This is a genomic window from Bacteroidota bacterium (assembly GCA_040388375.1).
In the GTDB taxonomy this organism is placed as follows: Bacteria; Bacteroidota; Bacteroidia; order UKL13-3; family UKL13-3; genus JAAFJM01.
The window spans coordinates 261,847-276,639 of sequence record JAZKBU010000001.1 but is presented as its reverse complement, the minus strand read 5'-3'; the positions used below and the strand labels follow the sequence as shown (position 1 = coordinate 276,639).

The window sequence follows — 14,793 nt, the reverse complement described above, 5'->3', positions numbered from 1 at the left end:
TACGTAATTCTTATTTATTAATAACAAAAGATTTACTGTAAGTACCTTTTTCAGTAACAATTCTCATAAAGTATAAACCGTTGCTTTGGCTACTCATGTCTAAACTTGTTTTGTCCTGAACAAAAGTATTACCTTCTGTTTTTTGTACCAACTGTCCTGTTACTGTGTATACTTCTATACCTTGTATGGCTATGTTGTTTTTCATCTCCACATATACCATTCCTTTACTTGGTGATGGATACATGTTAAAGTAAGTCTCAAATACATTTTCGTATAAACCGGTGTTACATACTTGTTCTGATACGCTAACTTGACGAATAACAGTTACTGAGCGATTACCAGAAGGGTCTGTTACTACATAACTTATTGGATATACTCCCGGTACATCATTTTGTAAAGCTGATAAATCTCTGATTACATTGTTAGCTAAACCACTGTAGTATCTATCTTCTACTGTAAAGCCAGGCTCAACAAAATCACAGAAACGTAACATATTGGTAGGGTTAGTTCCCAATAGTTTAATAACAGGTAAGCTGTGTTTCACCACACTTACATTTCTGGTTACACTGTCTTTATTACCCACACAGTCTGTTACCACATAAGTTACCATAAAGGTTCCTAATGAATCGGTACGTAAGTTGCTTGGTGTAACTACCGTTACCAATGTGTTTATATGGCAATAGTTATCGCTCACACTCACACCAGGGTCATTAAATACTTCGTATACTTCTACCTCTTCTGTTTGGTTACCATTTAAGCTGATGCCCGGTTTAATATAATCACTCACCTCTACCGATGCTGTGAAAGTCACCGCTGCATTGCCTGATGAATCCGTTACATTATATACCACAAAGTACTGGCCTATATTGTTAGGGTTCACACCACTGTTAAAGGTTACACTTAAACTCTTATCATAATTATCTGTTGCAGTAATAATGTTCAATGGGTTGAATACAGAGTTAATCTGGTGTTTGTATACCAAACCTGCATATTTTTTGGTAATAACAGGAGCTGTCCTGTCTCTTACCTCAATAGTTCTGGTCATGGTTTTATTAAAGTTAAATGCATCTGTAATGCTATAAGTCATCGTATAATTACCTACTTTGGTTTTATTTAAATCGGTAGTTATAATTACATTGTTTCTTACATCATTACCCGTATTGTCTAAAGCAATAAAACCAGGTTCTATATAATCTGTGTTTACCTCTAAAGTTACTACTGTTGGTGGTGTTAATATTAAGATAGGTCCTGTATTGTTTAACTCAACAATGACAGTACGAACCAAGGTGTCTGATACATTACCTGAGTAATCTTTTACAAAGTATTTAACCGTGTACACCCCTAAATTGCTGGTGTCAACAGTAGAGATTGTTTCTACTCTGCCTGATACATTACCTTCTATATTATCCATAGCTAATACCCATGGGTCATTGAAGGTTTTGTTAATCTCAGTACGTAGGATATTAGTGCCATTTAAAACAATACTTGGTTTTACATTGTCTTTGTTGATAGCTACATTAAAGTCTTTAAACATACCTATTACCGAATACACTGAATTAAACTGGGTAGAGTTGGCTAAATCTGTTCCTACACGCATACGGGTAGTTCCATAGCCTTGGGTGGCTGGTATAATAATGGTATCTGTTAACTGAGCATCACCATTATTTATTTTGTTTAATATTAACTCATTGTTTTCAAAGCTGGCATTAAAGTTTAAATCTATCCATACTTTGTAATCCATATTGGTGCCTGCATTTGGTCTGTTTACAACAATAGCATATTTACCACCTCTGTTCACATTAGCCAACTGGGTTTTGGTATTGATGTATTGGTAAGTTGGTGAGGTTGGGTTTGTAAAACTTGAATCAACACTACTCAATCTTACTCTTGTAATACCCATGGTAGCATCAGCTACACTTGAGAATACGGTTCCTGCTCCCGGTGTTTGGTATGCATTTATTTGTATAAAAGCTGTTTTGGTTACTGAATCTATACCAAAATTATTGGTGGTAACCAAACGGATGGTATAAGCCACAGGGCTTGTTAAACGTACTTGTGGACTTTGACTTGTAGCACTGGTTCCATTAATAAATTGTACTGCATTAGGACTGAATACCCATTTCCATTGGGTTACACCATAAATTGACTGGTCTAATAAACGGAAGGTATCTGTGTTGAACCCTAAAAACTTATCAGCCGTAAAACGGGCTATTGGCGCTCTGTTAATGGGTAAAAAAGTAACTGTTTTTCTGATGGTATCTGAACCTACACAGTTATAAGCTACCATAGTTATCACACGTGATAACGGGGTCGTTACCAAAAACGTTCTGGTTGGGTTAGCTGAAGTCGAGTCAAACAAACCATTACCATCGGTATCCCATGAATATTGCATCAAAGTACCGGTTGAAGTATTTACATAACTTACCGGTTGGTTTGAATAGAAGGTATCAGGAATATTAAAGTTTGCTGTTGGTTTGCCATAAGTAGCAGCTTTGGCCTCCCAACGGAAAGCAAAAGTAGCTGAATCATAGCCTGATGGAATACTTGCACTACCCGGTTTGTATTTAAAGCTTAAGCTGCTTCCACCACGGATAACAGATTGAGCTGCTGTTAAAGGTAATTGGCCGGTAGTACTGGCTCCTAACGCTCTTATACGTGGTGCACTGGTATTCGGACCATTGAATATTTCTATACTATCACCAGGTAACATTTTTATTCTTTCTACATATAAAATAACAGAATCTGCACAAGGTGCAATGGTAAAACCTGGACAACTTGGTGACCATAAACTTCTGGCATAACTGGTATAAGGACCTGATACACCATATAAGAATCCTACCTGCTCACTGCTTTGGTAAGAAGTTCCTGCACACATATTAATACCGGTAAACACTTGTATATAACCCGGTTTACAGATGGAATCGGTTCCTCTGTCATTCCAAACCCTTAAACATACCCTGAAAGTACCGGGGTCAAAAGCGGCTATACGTGGGTTACTAACAGTATTACTCGGATTAAAATAGTTAGGGAATGCATTGGGGTCGGTAGCACAGGTAGCACAAGGTGGATCAAAGCTCCATTCCCACTGGTTAGGACCATTGGTTGATAAATCAATCAATGGTGCTTCTTCACTAAAACCAAGCTTACGTTTAAAACTGATAAAATCGGCTCGGGGTTTTTGGCTTGGGGTGTCTACATAAATAAATTTAACAATAGAATCTAATAAGGAATCGCGTTTAGCATCGTTTACAGCCAATAATTTTACACGTTTTAAACCTGGTGAGGTAAAAGTATAAGTAAAGTGGTTTTTGTATTTAGCTGTATCAATATAGCCTGCATAAACGCCTGAAGTGGTACGGTTATAACCAGGGTATAACGGGTTTTCATCAGGTAAATTCCAGAACACACGGCTTTGGAAACTTGAAGTATTTATTAAAGTTTGTGGACTGTTAATCCAAACGGTATCAGGTGTATAGAAATTAGCAATTGGAGGTAGTAACACATTAGAACCAGCAACCATATCAACACCAAAATGCATATGATAATTAGAACCAGCAATAGCACCATTTCCATTAGTGGCTGTGTTTGGAGTACCTAATTGTGTTTTTATTGTGGGCGTAAGAAAAACATTAACCGGAAAGCCAATACTAACTGCGGTGCTGCTAAACTCCACTACTAAAGGTAAAGTAGGATCGTAATAAAAAGGTGTTTGTAATGTAAATTTAACCCAATTAGCAGTACCCGGATTGGTAACTGTTAAAGAAGGATTGCTGTAAACAGTTGTTAATCCTGTAATAAAAGCATCTGTAGCACTTGCATAAGAAGTTGCACTTGTTTGCCCCATTTTTATAGTGCAATTGGTTACTACTGGGCCTGCAGCTGCTGAGTTTGGTCGTAAATAGATGGCAGTAATATTGCCATTAAATACACCAGTAATATCGCCTAAGGTATATATGCATTGCATTTTATAATCTCCCAAAGAATAATTATTTAAAGGAATGTTTAATCCCGCAGAAATACCTGGGGAGTAACTAAACATGGGCGTTTGGGCATTACTGTTTTTTATTAAAAAACAAAATGTCATAACCAAAATCAATAAAAATTTAGTACAGTTTTTTTTCATAATGCATTTTTTATTAAGGGGTTAAAAAACAATAATAATAAAAAAATGTAACTTTGGTGACTCTTATCATTTTTATGACAAACTTTTTTTAATGGACACTTATTAAAATTAACTTTAGCATTATTGTATAATGAAAAAATTATTTCTTGTATTATCTTTTATTAGTCAACTTGTAACGGCTCAGCAAAATTTTAATGCGTACTTAAAAGACAATACTACTTATAGAGAACACCCGCTTGATATTACAAAAATGAGAGTTGAGGTAAGTTTTGTAGCAGAAAAAGGATTGGTAATAGGAAAAGTGCAGCACCATTTTACTGTATTACAGAAAAAAGTAGACTCTATATTTTTTGATGCTCCTGCTATTAATATTAAATCAGTTACTTTAAATAATAAACAGGTTCCGTTTTCAATAAATAAAACTGGTGTTTGGGTTAAACCTCAACAAGGTTTAAAATGGGACGAGGAAGGCATTATTGAATTTGAATACGAAGCCAACCCAAGAAAAGGAATTTACTTTATAGGTTGGAATGAAAAAGAACCGGAAGTTCCCAATCCTTTTGCCGTACGCAAACAAATCTGGACTCAGGGACAAGGAATAGATAACAGGCAATGGATTCCTATGTATGACGATATGAATGATAAATTTATTACCGAAACAGTTATTACGTTTAATAAAGATTATCAGGTGCTGTCAAACGGAAAATTAATTAGTAAAAAAGAGAATAAGGACAAAACGATTACTTGGAATTACCAGATGAGTAAACCGCATGCCGGTTATTTACTGATGTTGGCTATAGGTAAATATGCGATTAATAAAACCACTTCAAGCAATGGGGTAGCATTAAACAATTGGTATTACCCCGAATTTGCAGACAGGATGGCTCCTACATACCGTTACACTGCACAGATGATGGATTTTTTAGAAAAAGAAACAGGTATTCGTTATCCATGGGAAAGCTATAGCCAGGTAATGGTTCAGGATTTCATATTTGGAGCCATGGAAAATACTACAGCTACTATTTTTGGCGATTTTTTCAATGTGGATGAAAAAGCTTTTTTAGATAGAAATTATATTGGTGTAAACTGCCATGAAATGACTCACCAATGGTTTGGCGATTATATAACCGCCCGAGACCCGAGAGGAACCTGGTTGCAAGAAAGTTTTGCTACCTATTACCCAAAACAATTCAGCAAAGAAATAGATGGGAGTGATGAATATGATTGGCAAAAAAGAGCTCACCAAAATGCAGCAATAGAAGCTGGTAAAAAAGACAATTATCCTGTAGGCAACACAGCCGGTGGAAGCCCAAGGGTTTACCCTAAAGGAGCAGCCGTTATTTCTATGTTAGAATACGTACTGGGAAAAGACCAATGGAAAAGAGCACTTAACCATTATTTAAAAACACATGCTTATGCCAACGTTGAAACCAACGATATGCAACAAGCCATAAAAGACAAATTAGGTTTAAACTTAGATTGGTTTTTTGACCAATGGATTTACAGAGGAGGAGAACCTCATTACCGCATACACTACCAAGATTTAACCAATAATAATGGAAACAAAGCAACAGAAGTAACCATTGAACAAATACATAAAACGGATGAAACAGTTGGTCATTTTAGAATGCCTGTTACTATTGAAGTATATTATACCGATGGAACAGTGGATGCCGTTACGCAAACCCAACAAGAGGCATTTGAAATAGTAAAAATTGCCAATCCGCTTAATAAGGAAATAGCCTTTGTGCTTTTTGATCCGAACTCAAATATTATAAAACAGGTTACATTTAAAAAAACACTAGAAGAGTTAAAACAGCAAATAGAAAAAGCGCCCAATTATATTGACAGGTATGATGCTATTGTGGCTTTACGAGATATTGAGCTGAGCGGAAAAAGAAACATTTTGTTACAAGCCATTCAAAAAGAAAAACATTATGGCATTATAAATGAAATAATCAATCAATTAATTAACGATAAAGAGCCCGCTTCTGTAAAAGCAATGCAAGCCATGTTACAACATCAAAAATCTGTTGTACGGGAAAATGTGCTTAATAAATTAAATACTATTTCACCAGAATGGAAACCGTATTATGTACAAGCGCTATCAGACTCCAGTTACGATGTAGTAAAAACAGCGATGGATAAACTGTATACTAATTTTCAGGACAAAGAAACAATAGAAAAAATAGTATCGGCCACAGAAAATATTTGGGGTATGAACAATGCTATTAAAATAAAACATTATGAAATAATGGCCTTGGCTTCAACGCAGCAAATTTTAGCTCCGGAGAAAAAACAATACGCTATCAGTCAACTGAATCAATTAGCCTCCAGCCAATTTGAGTTTAGAACCCGTTTGCTAGCTTTTAGTACCTTTAAAACAATTAATGTGTTAAACAAAGAATTAAGTGATAATATTTTTAATGCCATGCTGTCAAGCAATAGTAGATTAGCCGGCCCTGCCAATGAGTTAGCTAACTATTTTGCCACACAGGTAATTTACAAACAGCTTTTAAAAGATAGCTATAGCAAAGCTCATTTTGAAAACTGGCAAAAAGATATTATCAAACGTAATTTAAGTTGGATTGAATGATTTTATCGCCCATAAATATATTAGAGGCAAGTACTATTATATCAACACTGCTTTATAATTATTTCCTTATTAAACAAAAAAAAATCTGCTGGCTTTTTGGTTTTTTATCTTCCGTATTTGGGGCTATTATATTTAACCATAAAGAAGTAAACGGGCAAGTAGTATTACACGTTTTTTATGCAGTAATGGCCATTTATGGCTGGTACGTTTGGCAAAAAAATAATACTACCAAGCCCCTCCAAACATGGAATAGTACACAACAAACTATCTCCCTACTGGTGGGCGTATTAGCTGTTTTGGCATTGCATCAATTTTTGCTGCCTGTATGGCAAATAAAGGCTACTTTGTTTGATGTGGCCATTACCGTTTTTTGTTTTATAGCTACTTACAAAGAAGCACAGAAAATTGTAACGGCATGGATTTATTGGATAGTACTGAATTTTGCAAGTGCTATTCTGTGTTGGGAAAGTGAATTGTTTCTTTATGCAGCATTAATGTTGGTTTATACAGCCATATCAGTAAACGGGTATTTAATTTGGAAAAAAGAACTTAAAAAACAACACTTATAAATACAAAAACAGCCATTCACATAAAGTTAATAATCTTTTTAGTTGCAGTAAAAAATGTTTTATATACTTGAAATAAAATTATATTAAAATGAGCGGTACTGTATTCAATATTTTATTAGTCGAAGATGATGAAGTTGATATTATGAATGTAAAAAGAGCATTCAAAAAAAATAATGTTCAACACAGTCTGGCAGTAACCAATAATGGTATTGAAGCATTGGCTTATTTAAGAAATGCACACGCTAATACTCCACTCGAAGTTCCCAAAATTATTTTGCTTGATTTAAACATGCCCAAAATGGGAGGAATAGAGTTTTTGAAAGAGATACGACACGATGAACAATTAAAAAATCTGAGTGTTTTTGTGATGACCACTTCTAACGAAGACAACGACAAAGTAGAGGCTTTTAATTTGAACGTAGCGGGCTATATATTAAAGCCTTTATCAATGGAGCAGTTTATGGATGTAGTTAGTACCTTAAATAGCTTTTGGAAACTTTGCGAATTTCCAAATTAATCCCTATTTTTGACTAACTTAAAAAATGCACGCTGAGAGTAATTACAAAATTTTATTGGTTGACGATGATGATGTGGACATTATATCATTTGAAAGAGCTATTAAAAAAACAGGCCTAAGTTATACGCTTGACATATGTAAAAATGCTTCAGAAACATTAATTAAAATAACCCGTAATAATTACGACTGCATTTTTTTAGATTACCTGCTTCCCGGATTTGACGGACTTGAATTACTGAAAAAAATAAGAGAGTTTAATGTGCTTACACCCATAGCCGTTATGACCTCACAAGGCGATGAAAAGTTAGCCGTACAAATGATTAAGAATGGCGCTTTTGATTATTTTCCCAAAGCAGAAATCAGCCCAGATTATATTGAAAAAGTAGTTTTAAATGGCGTTCGTATTGGCGAAATTGAGCAACAAAGATTAAAAGCTGAACAGGCCATAAAAGAAAACAATAGCCGCCTGACAGCTATTGTAGAAAGCACCCAGAATTATATTTATGCGCTCGATAAAAACTTATGCTTTATCTCCTTCAACAGTTCATTTAAAAACAAAGTAAAAGCCGATAAAAATATAGATATTCAAATAGGTCAGCATATAGATGAAATTATTGACGATATAGAAATATTACAACACTTTAAAGAATGCTTAAAAGGGGAGAGTATAACCACCATTGAAGAGCCTTCAATCAGTGATGAATACACTTGCTTAGAAACCACCTACAACCCAATTAAAATAGAAGGAGAAGTAACAGGTGTTGCTATTTTTAGTAAAGATATAACTGAAAATAAAAAGTTTCAAAAAGAGTTATTACAAGCCCGCAACGATGCTATTAATTCGGCCAAAGCAAAAACCGAATTTTTATCAAACATGAGCCATGAAATACGCACTCCAATGAATGCTATTATGGGCTTAACTGAATTACTTTTAGAAGAAAACTTACAGGGCACCATACTCGAAAATTTAAAATCAATCAGGTATTCAGCCGATAATTTATTAGTTATTATAAATGATATTTTAGATTTTAGTAAAATAGAAGCCGGTAAAATAACCTTTGAAAACATAGAATTTGACATACGTGAACGCATGTCAGAGTTATACAAAACTTTCGAGTACCGCTCAAAAGAAAAGGACTTAAATTTTGTTATCAGTATAGATGAAGCCATACCTAACATTTTAAAAGGCGATCCATACCGACTCAATCAAATACTATTTAACCTGGTAGGTAATGCTATTAAATTTACTTCAAAAGGTTCAATAACGGTAAATGTAAATTTACTTTCAAACAAACAGGACAAAGCGCTAGTAGCCTTTACCGTGAGCGATACAGGAATAGGTATTCCTGAGCACAAACACTCAAAAATATTTGAAAGTTTTACCCAGGCATATACCGATACAACCCGTAAGTTTGGTGGAACAGGTTTAGGCTTAGCCATTACAAAAAACCTGACCCTTTTACAAAACGGGAATATAAATATTAAAAGCAGGGTAGGCCAGGGTACTACCTTTAGTGTGGAGTTACCATTTGAAATTAGCAAGTTAAAAGCTTTGAAGAAAGAAGAATTAAAGGAAGAAGTGTACGACTTAAGCCGTTACAAAATTCTTATTGTGGAAGATAATGTAATGAACCAGTTTGTAGCCAAGCAGTTTTTTAAACGCTGGAATACCGATGTAGAAATTGCGAACAATGGGGTAGAAGCTATTGAAATTCTTTCTACCAGAGATGATTTTCACCTAGTGTTAATGGACTTGCAAATGCCTGAAATGAGTGGTTTCCAGGCAGCCGAAATGATACGTGCCCCAAACACCACCGTTAAAAATTCAAACATACCAATTATTGCATTAAGTGCCGATGCCTTTAGCGAAACGCGCAAAAAAGTGATTGAGGCCAATATGAATGACTTTGTTACCAAGCCATTTAACCCTGAAGAACTTTACCAGAAAGTACTTAAATACGTAACCCAACGATAAGTAGGTATTACCACGTTTAATTTTTTTTTATTTTAGTCAATAAAAATCTAATATCGCTTGCTTAAAATCTGGCTAAAAAGAGGCTGTAAACAAAATTTTCTTTAGCTATAAATTTTTTAAAAATGAGTCAATTAAAAGAAGATGCACTAAAATACCATAGCAAAGGCCGTCCCGGTAAAATTGCTGTAGTACCTACCAAACCAACCAATACCAAACGCGATTTAAGTTTAGCCTATTCACCGGGTGTAGCAGAACCCTGTTTAGCCATAGCCGAAAATCCGGACGATGTATATAAATATACAGCCAAAGGCAATTTAGTAGCTGTTATTTCAAATGGAACAGCAGTGCTTGGTCTTGGTGATATTGGCCCCGAAGCATCAAAACCGGTTATGGAAGGCAAAGGCGTTTTATTTAAAATTTTTGCCGATATAGATGTTTTCGATATAGAAATAAGCACCAAAAATACAGAAGAGTTTATCAATACCGTTAAAAATATAGCCTGTACATTTGGTGGTATAAACTTAGAAGATATTAAAGCTCCCGAGTGTTTTGAAATAGAAAGACGCTTAAAAGAAGAATTGGATATTCCAATTATGCATGATGACCAACATGGAACAGCTATTATTACAGGAGCTGCTTTGTTAAATGCATTAGAGTTAGTAAGTAAAAATATAAATAACGTTCAAGTTGTTTATAATGGTGCAGGAGCTTCGGCTATTAGCTGTGCTAAAATTATGTTAGCATTAGGCGTGCAAAAAGAAAACTTGATTATGTGCGATAGCAAAGGTGTAATCAGAGTAGACAGCCCTAATTTAGACGATACAAAAAAACAATTTGCTACTTCACGCGATATACATACACTGCAGGATGCAATGGCTAATGCCGATGTATTTGTTGGTTTATCAAAAGCCGATGTAGTAAGCCAGGATATGTTAAGAAGCATGGCCAAAGATTGTATAGTATTTGCTTTAGCCAACCCAAATCCCGAAATTTCATACGATTTGGCTATAGCCTCAAGACCTGATATTATTTTAGCAACAGGCCGCAGCGATTATCCTAACCAAGTAAATAATGTATTGGGTTTTCCTTACATTTTCAGAGGTGCTTTAGACGTACGTGCCACAAAAATTACCGAAGAAATGAAACTGGCTGCGGTACATGCCTTAGCCCAGTTAACCAAGGAGCCTGTTCCTGAAATTGTAAACTTAGCTTACAACGAAAAGAACGTAACATTTGGTAAAAATTATATTATTCCAAAACCAATTGACCCACGTTTAATTACTACCGTTTCTCCGGCAGTAGCCAAAGCTGCAATGGAAAGTGGCGTAGCTAAAAACCCGATTACCGATTGGGAAAAATACAACCACCAATTGTTGGCCAGACTAGGTAAAGAAAGCAATTTTGTAAGAGCTATAACCGATAAAGCAAAACAAGCCCCTAAACGTGTAGTATTTGCCGAAGCCGATAATTATAAAATATTGCGTGCAGCACAAATTGTAAAAGACGAAGGAATCGCTATTCCGATACTATTAGGCAACAAAGAAAAAATAAATGCTATTATAGCAGAAAACCATATTAAGCTAGGCGATATAACCATTATTGACCCAATGGAAGAAGAAAGAACATTGCATAATTTTGCTGATATGTTTTTTATGAAACGCCAACGCAAAGGCATTACCCTGCACGAAGCACGTAAACTCATGCGCGATAGAAATTATTTTGCGCCTATGATGGTTGAGATGGGAGAGGCAGATGCCATGATTAGTGGGCTAACCAAAAATTATCCAACCTCTATTAAACCGGCCTTACAAATTTTAGGTAAAGAAGATGGAACCAAAAACGTAGCCGGCATGTATATTATGCTAAGCAAAAAAGGTACTTTATTCTTTTCAGATACTACCGTTAACCGTTACCCAAGTACCGATGATTTAGTAGATATTACCTATTCAACCTACAAAGCAGTTAAAAAATTCAATATAGAACCACGCATTGCCCTGTTAAGCTATAGTAATTTTGGATCGGCAGATGGAGAAGTGCCTCAGAAAATGATGAAAGTGCGCAATATGCTGAAAGAGCGTTATCCAAACATGGTTGTTGATGGCGATATACAGGCAAACGTAGCACTCAATCAAAAACTGTTAAGTGCTAATTTTCCATTTAGCGAGTTAAATGGTGAGCCCGTAAATACCTTAATTTTTCCATCCCTTTCGTCAGGTAACATTACTTATAAAATGTTGCAGGAATTAGGTTCGGCCGAAGCAATCGGGCCCGTATTATTAGGGTTGAAAAAATCGGCTCACGTATTACAATTAGGTAGCAGCGTGCGCGAAATAGTAAATATGGTTACTATTGCCGTAGTTGATGCGCAAAGTAAAAGCTAAAAATAGCTAATATAAGTTATAACACATTTTGCATACAAATAGCAATATTTGTAGGTAAGTAATAATAAATTATTGAGTAAAATAGATATCATAAAACAACCCATTGCCCATGAGTTAGATTTGTTTGAAAACAAATTTAAACTGGCTATGAAAAGCAATGTGGCTTTGCTTGATACTATTATGACATACATAGTAAAACGCAAAGGCAAACAAGTAAGGCCCATGTTTGTGTTTTACTGTGCTAAATTGTTTAACGAGGTAAACGATGCTACTTACAGAGGAGCCAGCTTGGTAGAGTTATTACACACCGCTACTTTGGTGCACGATGATGTGGTAGATGACAGCGATGAGCGCAGAGGTTTTTTTAGTATCAATGCGCTTTGGAAAAACAAAATAGCCGTTTTAGTTGGCGATTATTTATTGTCCAAAGGATTACTATTAGCCGTTAAAAATAAAGATTTCCAATTGCTTGAGCTGGTAAGTACAGCCGTTGAGCAAATGAGTGAAGGTGAGTTACTGCAAATTGAAAAAGCCAGAAACTTAAACCTGTCAGAAGAAGTTTACTACGATATTATCCGCAAAAAAACAGCCTCCTTAATTGCGTCTTGTTGTGCCATTGGGGCTGCCAGTGCCGGAGCCAATACCGAACAGGTAGAACAAATGCGTTTGTTTGGCGAATACATAGGCATAGCCTTTCAGATAAAAGACGATTTACTGGATTATGGCGATGACGATATAGGCAAGCCAACAGGCATTGATTTAAAAGAAAAAAAACTAACGCTGCCTATTATTTACACCATTAACAATGCTGACAGGACTACACGGAATTATATTATTAACTCCATAAAAAACCACAATACCGAAAAGAAACGGGTGGCTGAAGTTATAAAGTATGTAAACGAACACGATGGCATAGCTTACACACGCAAAGCCATGATTGAATACAAAGAAAAAGCCCTGGCCATTTTAGCTGCTCAAAACAATAAAGAAGTAGCAAACAAACTAGCCATGTTGGTAGAGTACATTATTGACAGGAAAAACTAAGCATATTGTAATACCAATTACTTTATTCAAACTAAATGGTATAATATACATAAAGAAGTGCGAATTTTTGAATTCGCGTTTTTTTGTTACTTTAGTATTTAATTATGACGGCATCAGCATTTCCAATTTCTATAGAAGAACCTAAAAAGGATTTTGAAAATCACTTGTCAGTTGAAGGTAATAGTAGAATATTATTTTCTGCGCCTTTTGGAACAGGTAAAACCTATTTTTTAAAAGAGTTTTTTGCGGATGATTTAAAGTATGAAGTTGTTCATTTATATCCGGTTAACTATAGCGTAGCAAGTAATGAAGATATATTTGAGCTAATTAAACATGATATATTGTTTGAGTTATTGCAAAAGGATATAGATATTGATAATACAGAGTTTTCAGATTTGTTTACAGCGCAGTATTTTTTATATGAAAATGCTATTGATATTATAAAACCATTTGTAGAAAATACTTCTGAGTTAGGTAAAAGCATTATTCCGATACTTGATTCATTACAAAAGCTTCAAGAAAAATATCTGAAGTTCAAAGAACAAGTAAAAGAAAATGATACAATAAAAGCATTTGAGTTTTTAGGGAAGTTTCGAAATAAAAAGGGCTCCATTTATGAGGAAGATTTCTATACCCAGTTAATTAGAAATTTAGTTCAGCAGTTAAATGAAAAAGGAAAAGAAACAATCCTTATTATTGATGACTTAGATAGGATTGACCCGGAGCATATTTTTAGATTACTGAATGTTTTTGCTGCACATTTCGACCACAATTCAAGCGAAAATAAATTCTGTTTTAGTAAAATAATTTTTGTAACAGATGTTGCTAATTTAAAATCAATTTTTGCAACGAAATACGGGGAGAAAACAGATTTTAGTGGTTATTTGAATAAATTCTTTTCACTAAATGTTTTTGTTTATGATAATTTAAAGAGCATTTTAGAAAATGTAGGTAAATATTTCAATAAGGTTCTGCCAAATAATGAAGACACAAAATCAATATATAAATTTAATGAAGACCCAAGTAGAACAATTAATTATTTAGTAATTGAAATATTAAAATGGTTAATTAATAATAATAAAATTACTACGCGATCATTAATTAAATTACCTGAAAGAAATTATTATTTTAAAAATGAGGAGTTAAAAGATTATTATCCGTATTCTAAAAGTTCAATAATGATAATACCAATTCTAGATTTTGTAAGCTATGTATTCGGTAATGCAAATCTTATGGAGCAAGCTTTTTATGATTGTAGTGATAGTTTTATGATTGAAATAAACACCAGGAATTCGAATAAAGAAATGGTACGATTATTGGAATCGACAATATTTCTTTTAGATATAAGAAAGCATAAACTTAGTCTTGATTTTTCTTCTAATACTCCAGTTAACTTTTTTTATAAATCAGGAAAACATGATTTAAAATTTAGTTATGTTTTACAAGGATATGGAGAATATGCAAGAGGTGTTCATTCTCGGATAATATCTGGTGCGGAAAGAGGCGTGCTTTATCCATTCGATATTCTTTATCAAACTTTAAAAATACTTCAATTAGAGTTTTATTTATACAAAAATTAAAGACCTAC

Annotated in this window: 8 protein-coding genes; 7 read left to right on the top strand and 1 reads right to left on the bottom strand. The window is 34.5% G+C overall.

Annotation, left to right across the window (positions count from 1 at the left end):
• Positions 1 to 10: 10 nt before the first annotated feature.
• A complete protein-coding gene (locus V4538_01245; GenBank protein MES2379634.1) occupies positions 11 to 4,123 on the bottom strand; it encodes an immunoglobulin-like domain-containing protein in 4,113 nt (1,370 codons plus the stop codon).
• A 130-nt stretch (positions 4,124 to 4,253) separates the two neighbouring features.
• On the opposite strand from V4538_01245, the gene V4538_01240 reads away from it, so the two are divergent.
• From V4538_01240 to V4538_01210, 7 genes are all read left to right on the top strand, one after another.
• Positions 4,254 to 6,719, top strand: coding sequence for a M1 family metallopeptidase (locus tag V4538_01240; protein ID MES2379633.1), 2,466 nt, complete (start codon positions 4,254 to 4,256; stop codon positions 6,717 to 6,719).
• Positions 6,716 to 7,288, top strand: coding sequence for a nicotinamide riboside transporter PnuC (gene pnuC / locus V4538_01235; protein ID MES2379632.1), 573 nt, complete (start codon positions 6,716 to 6,718; stop codon positions 7,286 to 7,288). The genes V4538_01240 and pnuC overlap by 4 nt, the downstream gene beginning before the upstream one ends.
• Positions 7,289 to 7,376: 88 nt before the next feature.
• On the top strand, positions 7,377 to 7,805 hold the full coding sequence (locus tag V4538_01230) for a response regulator (GenBank protein MES2379631.1): 429 nt from the start codon (positions 7,377 to 7,379) through the stop codon (positions 7,803 to 7,805).
• Positions 7,806 to 7,830: 25 nt separating this feature from the next.
• Positions 7,831 to 9,780: a response regulator gene (locus V4538_01225; protein MES2379630.1), complete on the top strand. Its 1,950-nt coding sequence runs from the start codon at positions 7,831 to 7,833 to the stop codon at positions 9,778 to 9,780.
• 122 nt (positions 9,781 to 9,902) lie between these two features.
• On the top strand, positions 9,903 to 12,161 hold the full coding sequence (locus tag V4538_01220; GenBank protein MES2379629.1) for an NADP-dependent malic enzyme: 2,259 nt from the start codon (positions 9,903 to 9,905) through the stop codon (positions 12,159 to 12,161).
• A 72-nt stretch (positions 12,162 to 12,233) separates the two neighbouring features.
• Entirely contained in the window at positions 12,234 to 13,205 is a 972-nt protein-coding gene (locus V4538_01215) for a polyprenyl synthetase family protein (GenBank protein MES2379628.1), read from the top strand.
• A 104-nt stretch (positions 13,206 to 13,309) separates the two neighbouring features.
• Positions 13,310 to 14,785 carry a P-loop NTPase fold protein gene (locus V4538_01210; GenBank protein ID MES2379627.1) on the top strand — a complete coding sequence of 492 codons (1,476 nt, stop codon included), beginning with the start codon at positions 13,310 to 13,312 and terminating at the stop codon, positions 14,783 to 14,785.
• The last annotated feature ends 8 nt before the right edge of the window (positions 14,786 to 14,793 follow it).

Coding starts and splice junctions, on each gene's coding strand:
- V4538_01245 (MES2379634.1), bottom strand. CDS start 4,123: ATGAAAAAAAACTGTACTAAATTTTTATTGATTTTGGTTATGACATTT.
- V4538_01240 (MES2379633.1), top strand. CDS start 4,254: ATGAAAAAATTATTTCTTGTATTATCTTTTATTAGTCAACTTGTAACG.
- pnuC (MES2379632.1), top strand. CDS start 6,716: ATGATTTTATCGCCCATAAATATATTAGAGGCAAGTACTATTATATCA.
- V4538_01230 (MES2379631.1), top strand. CDS start 7,377: ATGAGCGGTACTGTATTCAATATTTTATTAGTCGAAGATGATGAAGTT.
- V4538_01225 (MES2379630.1), top strand. CDS start 7,831: ATGCACGCTGAGAGTAATTACAAAATTTTATTGGTTGACGATGATGAT.
- V4538_01220 (MES2379629.1), top strand. CDS start 9,903: ATGAGTCAATTAAAAGAAGATGCACTAAAATACCATAGCAAAGGCCGT.
- V4538_01210 (MES2379627.1), top strand. CDS start 13,310: ATGACGGCATCAGCATTTCCAATTTCTATAGAAGAACCTAAAAAGGAT.